Origin of the sequence: Pulveribacter sp., from assembly GCF_032079985.1 — a bacterium.
Lineage (GTDB): Bacteria > Pseudomonadota > Gammaproteobacteria > Burkholderiales > Burkholderiaceae_C > Melaminivora.
This window is the reverse complement of the sequence record NZ_DAMATK010000001.1, coordinates 1-16989: the sequence shown is the minus strand read 5'-3', so window position 1 is coordinate 16989 and position 16989 is coordinate 1. Positions and strand designations below refer to the sequence as shown.

The window sequence follows — 16989 nt, the reverse complement described above, 5'->3', positions numbered from 1 at the left end:
AGTCAGGGGAGACGGCTGGACAAGGCAACAGGCACCTTCCACGCCGACCGCACGGCAAGCGAAGCGCGCAGGCCCGGATCTGGAAGCCGGGCCGGAGGCGTCAGCCGAGCGGAGCGAGGGAACGATGGAAGCCCGACAGGGGCGAGACGCCGCAGGCGGCTCGATGCGCAGCACGACAGCGCGACCGGCCATCTCCCAGGTGGCCGGGGACGCCCAGACTTCAAATCCGGATGGACAACAGGGTCAGGACGAGCGCACGCAAGGCATCGTGGATCTGCTGCGGATGCTGTCTGGCCGATCCGGCGCAGCCGGGTCGGCGGTGTTCAGGGGCGCCAAGCCTGTGCGGCGGGGATAGCCCGCAGGGCTTTCCCCTGGAGGCAAGCGAAGTGCGCAGCGCCACAGGCGCGAAGGTATCGACGCCGGGCGCAGCAAAAAGAAAGGTGCGCCGCCCCCGCAGGGACGACGCACCGAAGGCAGCGCGGCGCGATCAGCTCGCCGCCGGCGCCGTCATCGACTGCAACTGGTCGATCACGCCAGGCTCTACGAACACGCAAGCCTGCCTGTCCTCGATCGGCACGTTGAACACCTGGGCGAACACCGTGCGCCGCAGGTGCGCCAGCCGACCCGTGCGATACGCCTGCTCGGGCTTCATGCGCCCGCCAGCCTGCGAGCCGCTGCGCTGCGGATCGCATTCGACCAGCGCGACAAAGCCGTCATCGGACAGCTTCTGATGCTCGGGGCACAGGCCTCAGCCTGTCGCCGTGTGACGCTCCATGCTTGCGCGCAGGCGCTTGTCCAGCAGGATCGCGCCGGTATCGAACGCCGTGCCGCAGACCAGGCAAACGTGCTGTTCGAGGGAAACGTGTGATTTGTCATTCATGACTGCTCTCCGGTTGCAAGGGCGGAATTGCCCGGAACCGTCGAAGTCACGGCGCAGCGCAGCAGTCAGGGGGCGCAGCCGGCCGCCAGGACGCAAGCGCGCACCAGCGCGCGCCGCCCTTGACGGCAAGACCGCCGTGATACGGTGAAGGGACACAGCAAGACCGCCCCCTCACCACTACCTCTGCACACGGGGTTTGCGGCAAGCGGAGCGCGCAGGCCCTCACTGGCCGGAGGCGTCAGGGATCAAAGCCGAATGGCCGCGACTCGGAACGAGGCGCAGCCCGCGAGCCCGACGGCGGTACGCCGGGACGCTCGGATGCTTATAGAGGGAAGATTTTCTGTATCTGAATTGTCGTACCAGTGATACGACAATCGACCTGCTTAACGCGCACAAGCCATCACATTGAATGCTAGAAGGATGGCTTGACTGATCGCGTGAACCAATGAGGATTGAGTTACCACCCTCTCATCTTAAAAATTCGACCGTGATCCCCCTCATCGTGCAGCGTGACGACGATTTCACTTGCTGTAAAAACAGGGGCATCATCTTCTGCTCGTACTGGCAAATCGGAGTCAATCAACGTGATGACCGGCTGCAACCCTAAATCTGCATAGCGACGTACAACCGTCAGCAAGTTCTCTTTCTTTCGGTCGTCCAGCGACTCCAACACTCCGTCGTGATAGACAAAACGCGGAAACTTCTCGCCCAGGTGCGCTCGCAGCACGGCCATATCGAAGGCAACGCACAGCAGCTTGCGGTATGTATGCCCCAGGTCAGCACTGGTGGCGTTACCTGATCCATCGAGAATTTCCGCTTTGAAGTCCAGATGACCTACCTGGTTGATCGCCACGCTCAACAGCGCCTTGCGATCAATGACTTCCTCAACAATCTCGCTGAAGAAAACGCGAATCGTGGAGAACAGGCTTGCCTGATCGGAGTTCTGCTTGTCCACGTCGGCTTCAATCCGTGCCTGCAAATGGTCACGCTCTTCCGTCAAGGATCGAATCTCTGTACGCAACTCCTGGAGGCGATGCAAATGGCCTTTCTGATGCTCCAACGATGTGATGTCCGCGCGTAATGTCACCATCTCATCCGAGAGCTGCTTGTACTTGGTGAAAACATCCGTCCCGCTCAGAAAGGAGAGCATTTCCGAACGCTTTTTCCCTAGCACATTCAGCTCTGCACTCACCCGCTTCAACTCTCCTTCGATTTCCGCAAATTCTTCCTGTAGGTAGCCGCGGCGCTCATCCGTGATAGCCCGATTGAAAGCGATCAACTGCTGGAAATCCTTCTTGATCTGCCCTTGGAACAACACGCCAGCTTCGCCAAACAACCTCTGCGCCTCATCGGGACTGAAAAGAATTTGATCTTCCTGCAACGATGCCTGCACCTTCTTCCTATTTTGACTCAAGGAATAGCGTTCCGAATTCAGCGCCGCGATTCGCTCATCGACTTCATCAACCACCTTCTTGGTGCGATCCTTGTCTTGGGCACGAAAATCGAAAGCATCCAGCAGCACTTGCTTCTTCTCTGCGTCCTTTTGCTTAAGCAGAAGAATGCCTTCAATTTTGCTGATGTCCTCGACCGAACCTCCTAGTTCATTTTTAATGGTTTGCGCTGTCTCCTGTTTTTTGGCAAGTTCGTGCTCTTTCGCATAGTGGTCAGCGATGAGCTTGGCGTCAAAGCCCAGAAGATGTGCAAGAAATGGCTTCCAGTCAGCATGTTTGGAGGCGAACTTGCGAAGTTGGAAAACCTCACGAAAATCCTCTTGCGACCGAAGCAGGTAACCAAGCGCCTTGCGGTAAGACCACGGTTTGAGAGCACGCCAGTCGAGCAGGCCGTCAAGCAGTTCGCGTGCACGTTCAAAAGGAACGTCCCGATGCCCCCATTCCGCGAGCGCCAACGCCGACAAATCTTGGTGGCCTGCTTCATGCTGCTTGAAGGCGATCTTGGTTGCGTCCTCTACGCTGCGTCGGATCGTGATGAAAGAACCATCCTCCAGTTCAATTTCAAGGAAAAAGACGAAATCCTTGAACAAGTCAAAATGCTTGAAAAGGAAGAACTTAGGGTCTTTGCCAGCCAGGAAGCCGAAGTCCAAAAGACGCCCCAGCGTGGTCTTCCCAAGATTGTGGGTGTCCTTGTTTCGATTCTCCGGCAGTCGGATTTCAGCCATGACGACATTCAGCCCAGGAGCAAAGTCCACGGGCTCGAACACATCCGGCTTGTTGGAATAGAGTTTAGATAGCTTCATTTGGCCCCACGTATTCCACTGCGTCAGTCTTGGGGCGATATTCAACCAAGCCCATTAGATAAAGAAAATTGAGCGCAGGCAGGAAAAGCACGTCGCCACCCACAACGTGCTTCTTTGCAAATTTGCGCAGTACATCGTACTCATCGACGCGACGATCTTTCAGCCGCGACAGGAGCAGCAGAGAAACATTAATGACCGTGCGATCAGGGTGTGAGTGTTTGGTTGGCCGCAGCATCATCCACCTCCCCAATATCGCAGTTCCAATACATGTAGAAAAGAATGGCTCGCGTCAGTCGCTTGTGGGCGTGCTGCCGAAGAACCGGGTCACGATTGAACAGCAGATCCACCAGATACTCCATGATCTCGTCGAAGGTCTGGTAGTCCTTGCGCTTCGCAAGGATCTTGAGCTGAAACTCATCGACCACAGATTCGTACATGCGCAGCAATTCGATGTTCTCTGGTGCAGCCAGGAAAGTACGAATTTGCGCCGTTTCCTTCAGGTATTTACGCCGCTGCTCCTTCGCATACGCTGCCGTCATATTGTTGAGCGTGTTCTTTTCCTCATACGTCACGCGCACGGTGGGCGGGTCGTCGAGTAACGCCGTGAGGCCATCCTTCTGACGTGCTAGCGCCTGGACAACCTCTGCAAGATCATCTGGACTGACAATCAGCGGTGAGTCCACCGCATCCAAATTCGCCTCCTGGGCTACTTCTGGAAAGCGTTTCAGCCACAGTTCTAGTTGTTCCAGGCCGCAAAGATAGATAGACGAAGCAGGGACGCCGCATTCGGCGGCGATGTGGTCACGGATTTCTGTCTCGGAATTGCCGGTCAGGCGGCGATTCGCAAACAGCATGTAGTGGTCGAGTTGCTTGGCATCGCGCAGTTTCTTGATGCGTGGTACTTCTTTGCCGACCACCGTGTTGCTGCTAGATGTGCTGTAGAAATCCAGTTCCGAAAAGCTGCGGTTGTACCCGTTGGTATGCTTGGCCTGAACAATGACTGTGCCTACCCACGGGGCGGCCTTGCTGGGGTGCAGTTCCGCCGTGCCGACGAATTTTGCGTCACGCCCGCCATCCGGCCCTTTTGCGAATCCCTGAACGGCGATACCGAGCAAGCGTTGGCACAAGAGCACGATCAGCACCTCAAACTGATCGTCGCTCAAATCTTCATAAGCAAACTTCATTCTCCCCATCCCCCTCTATGCAGACCCCACCGACTCATGCGGCAACCGTAATGCACGCCGAATGAGTACGCTGCGCAGGCTGCACCACAATCTCCACACGCTGATCCAGTGACACCAGTGCCTGCATCAGCCGTTCCAGTGAAATGTTCTGGAGCTTGTAGCGGCGGACTTGGGACACTTTTGGTTGAGTCATGCCCGTGATCGCAGCAGTCTCCGTCTGGCTCAGGCCGCGATGGTCAATCAATTCATTGAGCTTGAGCGCGAGCGCTGCCTTTGCCGAAAGCTCTTCAGCATCGTCAAAGCCCAAATCTCGCAGCACGTTGTCAGTGCCTTGCGAATGGTCACTACGCTTCATCGTTTATCTCCCGCTCGTCTTGTGACGGGCCAGCACGGCCTTCAACCGCTTCTCGATCAGTTCCACGTCCGGCTGCGGTGTGGCGATGCCGGACTTAGACTTCTTCTGGAACGCATGTAGTACATGTACCGCATCGCCCATCTTCACTGTATAGACCGCCCGGAAGGTATCGCTCCGGTGGTCTTCCACCAATTCATACACACCGGGGCCCAACCTCTTCCAGGGCTTTGCCGAATGTGGCGTGCTGCCCAACTGGACGATGAACAACGCCACACCCATGTCCTTCTGTACGTCGATGGGAAACTTCTTGAAGTCCTTCTTCGAGGAGCCTTCCCAGTACAGCATCTTGCGCTTCTGAATCATGATTATATTCGTTCGGGTATGAATCGCAAGAAGTTGGCTTAGGTAGTCGCTGTTTCCACCGGATCAGTTCGCCGTGCCCCGGTGATGGCTTGACGCCGGCTGGCCACCAGCTCGGCTGCATCGCGCACGGGCTTGTCCTCGGTATGGACGTAGTGCATGAACTGCGCGACGGTCTTGTGCTGGGTCAGTTCCATGCCGACCTTGATGGGCACCCCCGAATTGGCAATGTCCGTCGCCGAGCGGTGGCGGATGCCATGCGTGCCGACGTGTGGGACGCCGGCGGCCTTGAGCACCCGGCACCAGCCGCCATAGTGTTCGCCGAAGGTCAGGTGCCGGGTCGGGTCGTTGGGCGACGGCAGGACGTAGGGGCAACCCTCCCGGCGCGGCACAGTCGAAAGCAGCCGATAGGCTTCCGCGCTCATGGGCTTGGACATGCCGCCGGTCTTGCTGTCGGGCCACATCACACGCCGGTTTGCGAGGTCGATCCAGTCCCATTCGAGCGTGCAGATTTCGGAGCGGCGGCCCGCGAACTCGAATTGCAGGCGGATCGCCAATGGAATGACATAGCTCTCCAGCCCCTCCGCCTCCAGCGTCTCCAACTGGCGAAAGATCAGCACCATTTCATCATCCACGATGAGGCGGGTCTGCTTGCCGGGCGGATACATCGGAACATGGCGGCACGGGTTGGTGCCGTCCGGGCGGAAGCCCCACACTTCGGCCAGGTTGAACATCTTGCGCAAGATGGCGAAGCCCTTGTTCGCCTCGGTGGGCTTGTAGGAGAGCTTTTCCATGTACCCGGCAATGTCGGGGCGCTTCACGTCAGCCACCTTCTTGCGGCCCAGCATCGGGACAATGCAGCGGTCGATGACCGCCTGATAGCCGCGCCAGGTGCTGGGCTTGTTGCGCTTCTTGGAGTAGTCCTCCATGAACTTTTTGCACAGCTCGGCCATCGTGGGCGCCTTGCGCGCCTCGGCCTTGGCGCCACCAGGATCGCCACCCCGGCGAACCTCGGCCAGCCAGTCCTGCGCCATGACGCGGGCTTGTTCGACGGTCAGCTCGCCGAACAGACCCAGAGCGGGCTTGCGGCGTTCGCCTGCGTTCGTGCGGTACTGGAGCATGAACACGCGGCGGCCCGCCGGTGTAATCTTGCACAGGAAGCCGGGCACCACGGTGTCCCGCAGTTCGACGGCCTGCGCCTGGGGTTGCGCCGTCTCGACGGCGGTCTTGGTGAGCTTGATCTTTGCCATGATGACTCCTTGGAAGACCCGATTTCCAAGAGCCACATGGGAGCCATGAGAGCGGAAGCCGGGTCAGGTTTCGGAAAGCACCGGCATATGATGGACGCGCGTAAGTTATTGATAAACCTGCTGTATCTGGCTACAGCGCAGTCCAGCGAAATGTCGGGCTGGAGTCATCGTGAAACAAAAAAACCCCCGCCGCATCGCTGCTGCAGGGGCCTGGGGCCTTGCGGCCGGGGCACCAGCCGTGCGTCAGGCGGCCAGGCGCTCGCGCAGCTCGGCCTGGGTGGTGCGCAGCGCCTCGGGCAGGCGCTGGGCCAGCTTGTCGAAGTGCTCGGCGTGGGACTGCAGCTCTTCGGCCCAGGCGGCGCGGTCGACGCCGGTGACGCTGTCGAACTGCGCAGGCGTGAAGTCCAGGCCCTGCCAGTTGATCTCGGCGTACTGCGGGGCGATGCCAAACGGCGTCTCCTGGCCGGCGGCCTGGCCTTCGATGCGGTCGATCATCCACTTGAGCACGCGCATGTTCTCGCCGTAGCCGGGCCAGACGAACTTGCCGTCCTCGCCCTTGCGGAACCAGTTGGTGGTGAAGATGCGCGGCAGCTGCGCGCCTTGCGCCTCGATCTTGGCGCCCAGCTGCAGCCAGTGGCCGAAGTAGTCGCTCATGTTGTAGCCGATGAAGGGCAGCATGGCGAAGGGGTCGCGGCGCACCACGCCCTGCTGACCGAAGGCGGCGGCCGTGGTCTCGCTGCCCATGGTGGCGGCCATGTACACGCCTTCCGTCCAGTTGCGTGCCTCGGTCACCAGGGGCACGGTGGTGGAGCGGCGGCCGCCGAAGATGATGGCGTCGATCTTCACGCCGGCCGGGTCGTCCCAGGCCTCGTCCAGCGCCGGGTTGTTGGTGGCGGCCACGGTGAAGCGGGCGTTGGGGTGGGCCGCCTTGGCGCCGGTCTCGCGAGCGATGGCCGGGGTCCAGTCACGGCCTTGCCAGTCGATCAGGTGCTCGGGCAGGGCGCCCGTGTCCTTTTCCATCCCTTCCCACCACACGTCGCCGTCGTCGGTGAGCGCCACGTTGGTGAAGATCACGTCCTTGTTCAGGCTCAGCATGCAGTTCGGGTTGGTCTGCATGTTGGTGCCGGGGGCCACGCCGAAGTAGCCGGCCTCCGGGTTGATGGCGCGCAAGGACCCGTCGGCCTGCGGCTTGATCCAGGCGATGTCGTCGCCGATGGTGGTGACCTTCCAGCCGTCGAAGGCCTTCGGCGGCACCAGCATGGAGAAGTTGGTCTTGCCGCAGGCGCTGGGGAAGGCGGCGGCCACGTGGTACTTCTTGCCTTCGGGGTTCTGCACGCCCAGGATCAGCATGTGCTCGGCCAGCCAGCCCTGGTCGCGGCCCATGGTGGAGGCGATGCGCAGCGCCAGGCACTTCTTGCCCAAGAGGGCGTTGCCGCCGTAGCCCGAGCCGTAGGACCAGATCTCGCGCGTCTCGGGGTAGTGCACGATGTACTTGGTGTCCGGGTTGCAGGGCCAGCTGGTTTCGTCCTTCTGGCCCTCGGCCAGGGGCGCGCCCACGGTGTGCATGCAGGGCACGAAGTCGCCGTCGGTGCCGATCACGTCGTGCACGGCGCGGCCCATGCGGGTCATGAGCTTCATGTTCACGGCCACATAGGCACTGTCGGACAGCTCCACGCCGACATGGGCGATGGGGCTGCCCAGCGGGCCCATGGAGAACGGCACCACATACATGGTGCGCCCGCGCATGCAGCCGTCGAACAGCGGGCGCAGCGTGGCGCGCATCTCTTGTGGGTCCATCCAGTTGTTGGTGGGGCCGGCGTCGTCCTTGTGCTGCGAGCAGATGAAGGTGCGGTCTTCCACGCGGGCCACGTCGGACGGGTCGGACCAGGCCAGGTAGCTGTTCGGGCGCAGGGCCGGGTTCAGGCGCTTGAAGGTGCCCGCATCTACCAGCTGCTGGCACAGCTGGTCGTATTCCTCCTGGCTACCGTCGCACCAGTGGATGCGCGCGGGCTTGCACAGCGCGGCCATCTCGGCCACCCAGGCGACCAGTTTGGCGTTCTTGACGTACGAAGGAGCCTGGATGTCCAGCCCCTGCATGGCGGGTGCGTTCATGAAATCGACCTTGGAAGTGAAAAAACCGTCTTTCCAAAAGGCCGCGCAGCCAGTCGGCGTGCTCTTTGGAAAAACGGCTGCATGCCGCCGCCCGAGGGCCCAGGGCGGGGCAAGCCATCAATTTTAAGAAGCGACCCGTTTTTTGTCTGTCGGACAGGGGTCAAAACCATGCAAAAGAAGCATTAGGTTATGCGTGCATGATTTCTGCGCTGGCAAAGAAAAAACCCCGCGGTGCGGGGCTTCGGGCGGGCGAGGGGGCCGGGTCAGCCGACGTAGACGGCAATGAAGGCCAGCAGGAAGATCATGGCCGCGCCCACGGCCGGGATCACCACGGGAATCACGTTCACCACCGATTCGACGGCGTCAACGGCCTCGGCCGCTTCCACGTCGGCGGCGTTGGGGGCGAGGGCGGGGTCGTGCGTCATGGTCGGTCTCCTTGTGTACTGATGGGATGGGCTCGCGCGTGCCGGCAGTGTAGCGGAGGCTCAGCGTTCCTGCGCCTGCATGTCGGCCGCGCGCAGGGCGGCCAGCACCTGCTCGATGTGCTCGCGCCCGCGGGTTTGCAGCACCAGCTCGATCTCCACGTTCTGCGCGGCCAGCATGGTGAAGGCGCGCTGGTGGTGCACCTCCTCAATGTTGGCGCCGGCGTCGGCCACGGTGGCGGTGATGCGCGCCAGCACGCCGGGCACGTCGCGCGCGCTCACGCGGATGCGCGCCAGGCGGCCCGAGCGCACCATGCCGCGCTCGATGATGGCGGCCAGCAGCAGCGGGTCGATGTTGCCACCCGACAGCACCAGGCCCACCTTCTTGCCGGCAAAGCGCGCGCCGTGGCGGATCAGCGCGGCCAGGCCGGCCGCGCCCGCGCCCTCGACCAGGGTTTTTTCGATCTCCAGCAGCATCAGCACGGCTTGCTCGATGTCGCCCTCCTCGACCAGCAGCAGGTCGTCCACCAGGCGGCAGATCGCCTCGCGCGTGATCTCGCCCGGCTGGCCCACGGCGATGCCCTCGGCGATCGTGGATGTGCCCTGTGCGTGGTGCGTGCCCTGCACGGCGTTGACCATGGCCGGAAAGCGCGCCGCCTGCACGCCGACGATCTCCAGGCCGGGTTTCAGCGCCCGCGCCGCCGTGGCCATGCCGGCCAGCAGGCCGCCGCCGCCCACCGAGACGACCAGCGCGTCCAGGTCGGGCTGCTCGGCCAGCATCTCCAGCGCCACCGTGCCCTGGCCGGCGGCCACGGCTTCGTCGTCGTAGGGGTGGATGAAGGTCAGGTGCTGCTGCTCGGCCAGCTGGTAGGCGTGGCTGCGGGCTTCCTCCAGCGTGTCGCCGTGCAGCACCACCTCGGCGCCGAAGCCGCGCGTGCGCTCCACCTTCACACCGGGCGTGAAGCGCGGCATGACGATCACGGCACGCAGGCCCAGCCGCTGTGCGTGATAGGCCACGCCCTGGGCGTGGTTGCCGGCGCTCATGGCGACCACGCCGCGCGTGCGCTCCTCAGGGGACAGCAGCGCCAGCCGGTTGCAGGCGCCGCGCTCCTTGAAGGAGGCGGTGAACTGCAGGTTCTCGAACTTCAGGAACACCTGCGCGCCCACGATCTGCGACAGGGTGCGCGACTCCACGCACGGCGTGTCGAGCACCTGGTCGCGCAGGCGGGCGGCGGCGTCCTGGATGTCTTGGAGGCAAAGCATGGCGCATTGTGGCGCATGCACCGGCGGCCGGTGCATGCGCCAGGACGCTCACGTTTCAATAGCTGCCAGCGCTTTACTGGCGGGCGTTAGAGCCTCTTTTTTGCTTGAAAGCGTTCAGGCCGGAAAGGCGCGTTGCAGGAGGGCCTGCACGTCCATGCCGCGCGTGTCGATGGCTCCCACCACGCGCGCGCCCATGCCGGCCTCGCCCAGCCGCGTGGCGATGAAGGCATCGGCCACGAAGGCCGGCGCGTGCTGGCGCAGCAGGCAGGCCTGGGCCACCAGCACCAGCTGCTGCACCAGCACCCGGCCCAGCCCTTCCAGGTCGCCCGGCGGCAGGGCCAGCAGCGCCTGCACCTGCGCTAGGGCGGCGGCGATGCGCGGCTCGCCCTGGGCGATGGGCGCCAGCTCGGCCAGCAGCGCCTGCGCCGCCTGCGGCTCGCGCGAGAAGGCGCGCAGCACGTCCAGGCACATGACGTTGCCCGAGCCCTCCCAGATGGAGTTGACGGGGGACTCCAGGAACAACCGGCCCATCACCCCTTCCAGCACGTAGCCGTTGCCGCCCATGGCCTCCATGGCCTCGCCGGTCAGCTCCACGCCGCGCTTGCAGACCCAGAACTTGGCGGCCGGTGTCATCAGGCGGCTCCAGGCGCGCGCTGCGGGGTCGCCCTCGGCCTCGAAGGCCTGGGCCAGGCGCATCAGCAGCACCAGGGTGGCCTCGCTCTCCAGCGCCAGGTCGGCCAGCACGGCGCGCATCAGGGGCTGGTCGGCCAGGGCCTTGCCGAAGGCGTGGCGCTGGCGCGCATAGCTAATGGCCTGCACCGTGGCCTGGCGCAGGATGGCGGCGCTGCCGGCCACGCAGTTCAGGCGGGTGTAGGTGGCCATCTCGATGATGGTCGGGATGCCGCGGCCCTCCTCGCCCATCAGGATGCCCCAGGCGTCCTGGAACTCGACCTCGCTGCTGGAGTTGCTGCGGTTGCCCACCTTGTCCTTGAGGCGCTGCACGTTGACCGCGTTCTTGCGGCCGTCCGGGCGCCAGCGCGGCACGTAGAAACACGCGAACGGTCCGCCCTCGCCGGTGCGCGCCACCACCAGGTGGGCGTCGCACATGGGCGCGGAGAAGAACCACTTGTGCCCGCGCAGCAGGTATTCGCCGCCGCGCCCGCCGGCGCCCACGGGCGTGGCCACGGTGGTGTTGGCGCGCACGTCCGAGCCGCCCTGCTTTTCCGTCATGCCCATGCCGACCCAGATGCTCTGCTTGTCCGCCACCGGCACGTCGCGCGGGTCGTAGGCGTCGCTGTAGAGCTTGGCGCCCAGCTGCTGCCACAGGGCGTTTTCCTTTTGCAGCAGGGGGATGCTGGCCTGGGTCATGGTGGCCGGGCACATGGTGCCCTGCTCGACCTGGCTGTGCAGGTAAAAGCCCGCCGCCCAGGCGGCCCAGCGGCCGGCGCGCTCGTCCTTGAAGGGCAGCGAGACCAGGCCCTCGCCGCGGTACATTGCCATGAGCCGGTGCCAGCTGGGGTGGAAGTCCACCCGGTCAATGCGCCGGCCGCGGCTGTCGAAGCTGGCCAGTTCCGGCGTATGGCGGTTGGCGTCCGCTGCCAGCTGGTACGTCTCGGCCTGGCCCAGCCGCTGGGCGTAGGCGTCCAGCTGCGGCACTGCCCAGCCGGCACCGGCACGCTGCAGCGCCTCGTTCAGGGCTGGGTCGGTGGCCAGCAGGTTGTAGCCGGTCAGCTCGGGGTATTGGTTGAAAACCTCGTGGGTGTGCCAGTCCATGTGCATGCCTCCTTCTTGCTTGCTTGTCCGGTGAATGGAGAGAGTCTAGGAACGATGGCAGCCAAGGGTGTTCGGATTGCGCCGGCGCAGGCTACAACGCCGCCCGCCATGCGCCGCAGGCCGCGCCAGTCGCGCGCGCGGGCCAGCTCGCAGGCGCTGCAGGAGGCTTTCGTTCGGGTTCTGCTGGACGTGAGCTGGGAGAAAACCACCGTGCGCGAGGTGGTCGCCGTGGCTGGCGTGGGGGTGGGCACGTTCTACGAATACTTCGGCAACATGCAGGCGTTGGCGGCGCTGGTGGTGCACCAGCACGTCAAGGCGCTGGCGCAGCAGGCGCGTGCGGCAGCGCGGCGCAGCGCGGGCCTGCCTTTGGCGCAGGTGGTCGCCGTGCAGCTGGAGGCGCAGGCCGCGCCGGTGCTGGAGCACGCGGCGCTGTGGGCGCAGCTGTTTGCGCTGGAGCGGCAGGTCTCCACGCGCGAGGCCTTCGCGCGCCAGTACGAGGCCTGGGTGGAGCTGTGGCGCGCCGCCCTGGCCGCCGCCGCAGATCCGCCGCAGCACCCGGCCGTTGCCGCGCGCATGCTGCACACCATGACCTACGGCAGCGTCTCGCAGGCGCTGCTGTCGCGCGGCGCGGCGGGCGTGGAGGGCCCTGGCCTCATGGCCGAGCTGCAGCGCGCGGCCCAGGCCTACGCCGCCGCCCTGCCGCGCAGGCTATGAGCCAAATCGGCCTGTGGCGCTTAGTGGATAAGCGCTGGCAGCTATTGATTTGCTAGCGTCAGGCCGCTTGAAGTTGAAACAGCTTGCGCGTGCCCACCGGCGCCACGGCGCGGGCAATGGCGCTGATGTGATCCGGCGTGGTGCCGCAGCAGCCGCCGACGATGTTGACCAGCCCCTCGGCGGCGAACTCGTGCACCAGGCGGCTGGTGACCTCGGGCGTCTCGTCGAAGCCGGTGTCGCTCATCGGATTGGGCAGGCCCGCGTTGGGGTAGCAGCTGATGAAGGTGTCCGGCGCCACGCGGTTCAGCTCCTGGATGTAGGGGCGCATCAGCGCCGCGCCCAGGGCGCAGTTCAGGCCGATGGACAGGGGATTGGCGTGGCGCACGCTGTGCCAGAAGGCCGTCACCGTCTGGCCGCTCAGGATGCGGCCGGAGGCGTCCGTCACCGTGCCGCTGATCATGATGGGCAGGCACTCGCCGGTTTCCTCGAACACCTCGTCGATGGCGAACAGCGCCGCCTTGGCGTTCAGCGTGTCGAAGATGGTCTCCACCAGCAGCACGTCGGCGCCGCCCTCGATCAGGCCGCGCGTTTGCTCGTGGTAGGCCGCGCGCAGCTGCTCGAACGTCACGTTGCGCGCGCCGGGGTCGTTCACGTCGGGGCTGATGCTGGCGGTCTTCGGGGTCGGGCCGAGGGCGCCGGCGACGAAGCGGGGCTTGCCCGGCGTGCTGAACTTGTCGCACGCGGCGCGGGCCAGCCTGGCACTCTCCAGGTTCATCTCGTAGGCCAGCTCGCCCATGCCGTAGTCGTCCTGGGCGATGGACGTGGCACCGAAGGTGTTGGTCTCGACCAGGTCGGCGCCGGCGGCCAGGTAGCCCTCGTGGATGTCGCGGATCACGTCGGGCCGGGTGAGCGAGAGCAGCTCGTTGTTGCCCTTCACGTCGCGCGGGAAGTCCTTGAAGCGCTCGCCGCGGTACTGGGCTTCGTTCAGCCGGAAGCGCTGGATCATGGTGCCCATGGCACCGTCGAGGATGGCGATGCGCTGCTGCAGGATGGCGGGCAGTTGCCGGGCGCGGGTGTAGGCGGGAAGCTGGCTCATGGGGCCAGCATTCTAGGAAGACCGGGCGCGCAGCGCTCCTGGCAAGGGCAAAGACCGCTGCGGCGGCGCCGGTTACGTCTGGGAACAGGGGCGGCAGGGGGTGCGCCGATAGAGTGGTCGCGCCGGCCGCCACGGCCGCGCGCACGCTCGCTTCTTCCATCTGCAACACGAGGAGACATCATGGCGCACCATCCCCTTTGGTCGGCGGCTTCGCTGGCCGCGCTGCTGGCCCTGGCCGGCTGCGGCGGTTCCGGCGGCTCGCTGGAGCCCAACAACCTGGCCGTGGACAACAACCCGGACAGCTGCTCGGTGGTCTCCAGCAGCGGCCAGCCGGTCGTCGTGGGCTCGGGCGTGCCGGGCGACCCGGCCGCGCCGGAAGCCGCTTCGGGCTACCGCCTGGGCTACAAGGCCAAGCATTCCAGCAAGTACATGGTGGTGGCCAACACGCCGCTGGCCACCAAGGCCGGCTGCGACGTGCTGCGCGCCGGAGGCTCGGCGGTGGATGCGGCTGTGGCCGTGCAGGCCGTGCTGGGCCTGGTGGAGCCGCAGTCCAGCACCATCGCCGGTAGCGCCTTCATGCTGCACTACGACGCGGCCACCAAGAAGGTCACCGCCTACGACGGCCGCGAAACGGCGCCGGCCGCCGCCACGGGCTACTACCTGGTGCGCCAGGACCAGGCCGATGCCAACTCCCCCGCGCCCGTGCCCAGCGCACGGCGCAGCGGCCGCTCCATTGGCGTGCCGGGCGTGATGCGCATGCTGGAGATGGCGCACGGCGAGCATGGCAAGCTGCGCTGGAGCCAGCTGTTCGACGAGGGCATCCAGCTGTCCACCAACGGCTTCAAGATCCCGCAGCGGCTGGCCAGCGCCATCGCCGGCAACGCCTCCAGCCTGGCGCTGGACGCCAACGCCATGCAGATCTACTTTTTGCCCGACGGCACGCCGCGCCCGGCGCTGTCCACCATGACCAACGCGCCCTACGCCGCGACGCTGAAGGCGCTGGCCGAGCAGGGCGCGGACGCGCTGCACCGCGGCCCCATCGCCGAGGCCATCGTCGCCAAGGCCGGCCAGTCGGTGGGCGACGACGCCGCGCGCACGCCCATCACCCCCAGCCTGATGACGCTGCAGGACCTGGCCAGCTACCAGGCCAAGAAGCGCGAGCCGGTGTGCAGCAGCTACCGCAGCAGCTATTACGTGTGCTCCATGTCGCCGCCGTCCTCGGGCGGCATCGCCATCGTGCAGGCGCTGGGCATTCTGGAGAACTTCGATCTGGCAGCGCACAAGCCGGCCGACCCGGACAACGAGGGCGGCGTCCCCAGCGTCATGGGCGTGCACCTGGTCACCGAGGCCGAGCGCCTGGCCTATGCCGACCGCGACAAATACGTGGCCGATACCGACTTCGTCTCCCTCCCCGGGCGCGGCATGGCCAGCCTGCTGGACAAGAACTACCTGAAGGCGCGCGCCGCGCTCATCGACCCCGACCGCAGCATGGGCGTGGCCGAGGCCGGCGTGTTCGACACCACCACCGCCCGCCAGGCCGTGGACCGCACGCCGGAGTACGGCACCACGCACTACTCCATCGTCGATGCCTACGGCAACGTCGTGTCCATGACCACCACGGTGGAGTCCAGCATGGGCTCGTTCCACATGGTCGGCGGCTTCTTGCTGACCAACCAGCTGACCGACTTCTCTGCCCAGCCGCAGGACAGCGCCGGCAACCCGGTGGCCAACCGCGTGGAGCCGGGCAAGCGTCCGCGCAGCACCATGGCGCCCACACTGGTCTTCAAGGGCGCCAGCGGCCCGGATGAGTTCCTGATGGCCACCGGCTCGCCCGGCGGCGGCGCCATCATCCAGTACGTGCTCAAGACCGTGGTCGGCGCGCTGGACTGGGGGCTGGACGCGCAGCAGGCCACCTCGCTCAACGACTTCGGCGCGAGCAACAGCCGCACCACCAACGTGGACGGCTCCAACACCACCATGGATCTGAGCGGCCTGGTCGCCGGCCTGCAGGCCAAGGGCCACACGGTGTCGACCAATGCGCAGTCCAGCGGCATCTCCACCATCATGCGCGTGCAGCGCGGCGGGACGGCGCAGTGGCAGGGCGGCGTGGACCCGCGGCGCGAAGGCCTGGTGCTGGGCGACGGGGCGCTGTAGGGGCCAGTACACGCGACGACTGAAGGGGCGCGGGGCGCGGCCGGGGACAATCGGCCCGCCTTGCGCCCCTTTGCGTTGAAGGCCCAAGGTCCGCGGCGCAAAATAAGCGCCTGCCTGCACCGCCATGGTTGCACGTCAAATTGGCCTCCAGCCCTTGCCCATCAAGCGCTGGCAGCTATCAAAAAGAGAGTTTCCCGCCTTGTCCCCCGCGCTTTCCGTCCTGCACGACGTCTTCGGCTACGAGCATTTCCGTGGCCCGCAGGAAGCCATCATCGAACACGTTGTCGCCGGCGGCGACGCCCTGGTGCTCATGCCCACGGGCGGGGGCAAGTCGCTGTGCTACCAGGTGCCGGCCATCGTGCGGCGCGAAGCGGGGCAGGGCGTCACCATCGTCGTCTCGCCGCTGATCGCGCTGATGCACGACCAGGTGGGTGCGCTGCTGGAGGCGGGCGTGGAGGCGGCCTTTCTCAACTCCACGCTGGACTGGCCGCAGACGCTGGACGTGGAGCAGCGCCTGTCGCGCGGCGAGCTGACCGCCCTGTACGCCGCGCCCGAGCGCGTGACCACCGACCGTTTCATCGCGCTGCTGGACGGCCTGCACCAGCGCGGCCAGCTGTCGCTGTTCGCCATCGACGAGGCGCACTGCGTGAGCCAGTGGGGCCACGACTTCCGGCCCGAATACCGCCAGCTGTCCCTGCTGCACGAGCGCTACCCCGACGTGCCGCGCATCGCCCTCACGGCCACGGCCGACGAGCTGACGCGCGCCGACATCGTCGCCGGGCTGCAGCTGCAGGACGCGCGCCTTTTCATCAGCAGCTTCGACCGGCCCAACATCCGATACCGCATCGAGGAGAAGAAGGAGCCGCTGGCGCAGCTGATCCGTTTCATCGAGCGCGAGCACCTGGGCGAGGCAGGCGTGGTGTACTGCCAGTCCAGGAAGCGCGTGGAGGAGATGGCCCGCGCGCTGCAGGACGCCGGCATCAGCGCGCTGCCCTACCACGCCGGCCTGCCGGTCGAGCTGCGCCAGCAGCACCAGGACCGCTTTCTGCGCGAGGACGGCATCGTCATGGTGGCAACAATAGCCTTCGGCATGGGCATCGACAAGCCGGACGTGCGTTTCGTGGCCCACGTGGACATGCCCAAGAACATCGAGGGCTACTACCAGGAGACGG

The 16989-nt window shown here is 65.3% G+C and carries 14 protein-coding genes and 1 pseudogene; 3 read left to right on the top strand and 12 right to left on the bottom strand.

The window, feature by feature from the left end; all coding sequences use genetic code 11:
• Nucleotides 1-487 precede the first annotated feature (487 nt).
• From RT282_RS00075 to RT282_RS00025, 11 genes and pseudogenes are all read right to left on the bottom strand, one after another.
• Nucleotides 488-880: pseudogene (locus RT282_RS00075) on the bottom strand (ATPase).
• 457 nt (nt 881-1337) lie between these two features.
• On the bottom strand, nt 1338-3134 hold the full coding sequence (locus tag RT282_RS00070) for a DUF2326 domain-containing protein (RefSeq protein ID WP_063598480.1): 1797 nt from the start codon (nt 3132-3134) through the stop codon (nt 1338-1340).
• On the bottom strand, nt 3121-3369 hold the full coding sequence (locus tag RT282_RS00065; RefSeq protein ID WP_012249080.1) for an ABC-three component system middle component 8: 249 nt from the start codon (nt 3367-3369) through the stop codon (nt 3121-3123). Before RT282_RS00065 ends, RT282_RS00070 begins: the two co-directional genes overlap by 14 nt.
• A complete protein-coding gene (locus tag RT282_RS00060) occupies nt 3338-4318 on the bottom strand; it encodes an ABC-three component system protein (RefSeq protein ID WP_063598479.1) in 981 nt (326 codons plus the stop codon). The genes RT282_RS00065 and RT282_RS00060 overlap by 32 nt, the downstream gene beginning before the upstream one ends.
• A gap of 34 nt (nt 4319-4352) precedes the next feature.
• The gene (locus tag RT282_RS00055; protein ID WP_063598478.1) at nt 4353-4673 is read right to left on the bottom strand and encodes a helix-turn-helix domain-containing protein; all 321 of its coding nucleotides are present in this window, start codon (nt 4671-4673) and stop codon (nt 4353-4355) included.
• Between the two features lie 3 nt (nt 4674-4676).
• A complete protein-coding gene (locus RT282_RS00050) occupies nt 4677-5036 on the bottom strand; it encodes a type II toxin-antitoxin system RelE/ParE family toxin (RefSeq protein ID WP_313311025.1) in 360 nt (119 codons plus the stop codon).
• Between the two features lie 38 nt (nt 5037-5074).
• On the bottom strand, nt 5075-6283 hold the full coding sequence (locus RT282_RS00045; protein WP_227334535.1) for a site-specific integrase: 1209 nt from the start codon (nt 6281-6283) through the stop codon (nt 5075-5077).
• Nucleotides 6284-6526: 243 nt separating this feature from the next.
• Nucleotides 6527-8395, bottom strand: coding sequence for a phosphoenolpyruvate carboxykinase (GTP) (locus RT282_RS00040; protein ID WP_313311023.1), 1869 nt, complete (start codon nt 8393-8395; stop codon nt 6527-6529).
• Between the two features lie 263 nt (nt 8396-8658).
• Nucleotides 8659-8820 carry a hypothetical protein gene (locus tag RT282_RS00035; protein WP_312303931.1) on the bottom strand — a complete coding sequence of 54 codons (162 nt, stop codon included), beginning with the start codon at nt 8818-8820 and terminating at the stop codon, nt 8659-8661.
• Nucleotides 8821-8880: 60 nt separating this feature from the next.
• Nucleotides 8881-10080 (bottom strand): threonine ammonia-lyase, encoded by a 1200-nt coding sequence (locus RT282_RS00030; RefSeq protein WP_313311020.1) that lies wholly within the window; start codon nt 10078-10080, stop codon nt 8881-8883.
• A 114-nt stretch (nt 10081-10194) separates the two neighbouring features.
• Complete coding sequence (locus RT282_RS00025; protein WP_313311018.1) at nt 10195-11853, bottom strand: isovaleryl-CoA dehydrogenase; 1659 nt, start codon at nt 11851-11853, stop codon at nt 10195-10197.
• Nucleotides 11854-11961: 108 nt separating this feature from the next.
• Between RT282_RS00025 and RT282_RS00020 the strand changes: the two genes are divergently transcribed.
• On the top strand, nt 11962-12567 hold the full coding sequence (locus RT282_RS00020) for a TetR family transcriptional regulator (RefSeq protein WP_313311016.1): 606 nt from the start codon (nt 11962-11964) through the stop codon (nt 12565-12567).
• Nucleotides 12568-12625: 58 nt separating this feature from the next.
• Here the strand turns inward: RT282_RS00020 and RT282_RS00015 are convergent, their stop codons facing one another.
• Nucleotides 12626-13663 carry a homocysteine S-methyltransferase family protein gene (locus RT282_RS00015; protein ID WP_313311013.1) on the bottom strand — a complete coding sequence of 346 codons (1038 nt, stop codon included), beginning with the start codon at nt 13661-13663 and terminating at the stop codon, nt 12626-12628.
• Between the two features lie 180 nt (nt 13664-13843).
• Here RT282_RS00015 and RT282_RS00010 point away from each other — a divergent pair, with 180 nt between their 5' ends.
• The gene (locus RT282_RS00010; protein WP_313311011.1) at nt 13844-15817 is read left to right on the top strand and encodes a gamma-glutamyltransferase family protein; all 1974 of its coding nucleotides are present in this window, start codon (nt 13844-13846) and stop codon (nt 15815-15817) included.
• Nucleotides 15818-16016: 199 nt separating this feature from the next.
• Nucleotides 16017-16989, top strand: a 973-nt coding sequence (locus tag RT282_RS00005) for a RecQ family ATP-dependent DNA helicase (RefSeq protein ID WP_313311009.1), incomplete at its 3' end; no start/stop codon positions are given.